The organism is Pseudomonas sp. R62, assembly GCF_000257605.1.
In the GTDB taxonomy this organism is placed as follows: Bacteria; Pseudomonadota; Gammaproteobacteria; order Pseudomonadales; family Pseudomonadaceae; genus Aquipseudomonas; species Aquipseudomonas atacamensis.
Window position 1 is genome coordinate 1 of sequence record NZ_AHZM01000978.1, and the last position, 541, is coordinate 541.

Below are 541 nucleotides of genomic sequence, written 5' to 3' on the forward strand. Positions count from 1 at the left end.
CAGCGCAACCATGCCCGCCCCCCGCAATGCCAGCGGAATGGCTTTCACACCCGCATTGGGCTTGATGAACGGCCCGTTGACGTACAGCGGTGAGCGCAGGGAGAACAGGCGGAAGCCTTTGGATTCCGGATTGATGGTCAGGTCCAACTGTTCCGTGGCCATGTTCGCCGTGCCCTCGATGTAAATGATGGCGTTCTCGGTATCGAACACAAACAAACGCGTGGTCGCCAGGCCTGTCTTGATGCCGAAGTCCGCCGCCGCGCAGTTGATCTTCACCTCCTTGTCGCCAAACAGGCGGCCCACCACGTAGTTGCCCACGTTGAGCCCGGCGATTTCCATCAGGCCACGGCTAATGGCGCCGTCGTTGATCAGCATCTTCAGGTCACCGTTTGAGGTGCCCAGGAGTGCCGCCACGGAGTTGCCACGCCCGGAAATGTCGGCATCGCCGTTGAGTTCACCGAAGCTGGTTTTCATCGGTTCGAAGGTCGGGAACAGCTGCTTGAGCTTGAAGTTGCGCGCAGTGAGTTTGGCGCGACCTTCC

Annotated in this window: 1 protein-coding gene; it reads right to left on the reverse strand. The window is 60.1% G+C overall.

The features are described 5' to 3' along the window. Positions 1 to 541 (reverse strand): AsmA family protein (locus tag OQK_RS01435; RefSeq protein WP_038860381.1); only part of this gene is annotated, 541 nt, incomplete at both ends.